The sequence below is a fragment of the Nocardioides sp. Z22_16 genome, from assembly GCF_058134365.1.
Map to the genome: position 1 here is coordinate 1 of NZ_JBYTTI010000012.1, position 1,136 is coordinate 1,136.

Sequence of the window (1,136 nt, forward strand, 5' to 3'; positions counted from 1 at the left end):
TTCTGCTGTGTCTGGCAGACTGTGCGGCGTTATTCTGATGGGAGAATGCTATGAACAGACTGACAAACCTGACACCTGCAGAGAAAAATTTTCTTGATGATGCTATTGCCGCAGCTGAGAGAGCGTCAGGCAAAAAGCTAAATCAGCCGAACCGGCATATCGTCCTGAACAGAGCGCGTGCGCAGATTGAGTCGCAGCGTTACGCCGACCGCCAGCGTGCATTACGTGAGGATGAGCGGCAGCAGTCCGAGTTTGCCTGGTCACGTCCGCGCGCGCCGCGCCGCTGATTGCGCCTTTTGGCGGTTTAGTGGTACTGACACTCCGAAATTGCCCGCCATTCACTCCTGTGAATAGCCATGCAGACGCGCAGAAATCATCAGGGGCGTTTTTCAGGGGTTGGTGCGGTGAAAGGTGCCGGAAACGGCTGTCAGGCCGCAGAAACGCGCTGAGGGCCTCTCAGGCAGTGCAGACAACGGATGTTATGGTAAATCCAGCTGATTGGCAGGTACAAAAAAAGCCCCGCAGGGCTTTTTTGTACCTTATTGATCTGCACACTTTGCAGCCTTCAGGGCTTCCAGCTGATTTAGCCGGTTAGCTGCTTTTTTGCGGGCTTCGCCTTTTGCCATGCCATTTCCTATCCCAAAATCACCCAGGAAACCTAATACGGTGCGCCCGTCAAATTCGCCGGTTGCCTCAATTTCTTGTTGTACACTGCGCGTTTTGGCGATTTCCAGAGCTACCGCTTTGCAATCCATTGCGGAAGATTCTGGACCGGTGACGTTCGCGGCCTGTGGATATTGCTTTGTTGCGCATCCTGCCATGATCAGCGCTGCCGATAGGATGAATATTTTTTTCAAAATTATCCTTATTTATTTAGGCATAGTTAAGAAATACCCATTTTATCGGCAGGAAATGAGGGTTTTTTAGTTGAATTTTGGGAGGGGCAAGGTTCCATATTGGTCGAGGATTCTGGAGCTGACCGGCAACGGCCAGCGCGGCTATGGGCCATGCGGTGGTTGAGCATAGAAAGGATCTTCTTGAGTTCCTTTTTTTCTACGCGTAATCTCTTGCTCTGAAAACGAAAAAACCACCCGGGGAGGTGGTTTTTCGAAGGTTAGTAAATCCTGGCAGATTTT

The 1,136-nt window shown here is 51.0% G+C and carries 2 protein-coding genes; one reads left to right on the forward strand and one right to left on the reverse strand.

Features of this window, described 5'->3' with window-relative positions:
• Positions 1-50 precede the first annotated feature (50 nt).
• Positions 51-287, forward strand: a complete 237-nt coding sequence (locus tag AC3X7R_RS18790) for a hypothetical protein (RefSeq protein WP_489967216.1) — start codon at positions 51-53, stop codon at positions 285-287.
• Positions 288-539: 252 nt separating this feature from the next.
• Here the strand turns inward: AC3X7R_RS18790 and AC3X7R_RS18795 are convergent, their stop codons facing one another.
• Positions 540-857 carry a hypothetical protein gene (locus AC3X7R_RS18795; RefSeq protein WP_023224510.1) on the reverse strand — a complete coding sequence of 106 codons (318 nt, stop codon included), beginning with the start codon at positions 855-857 and terminating at the stop codon, positions 540-542.
• Positions 858-1,136: the final 279 nt, after the last annotated feature.

What these genes read in the sequence shown, in the direction of transcription:
- AC3X7R_RS18790 (WP_489967216.1), top strand. Translation starts at nt 51, where the DNA reads ATGAACAGACTGACAAACCTGACACCTGCAGAGAAAAATTTTCTTGAT.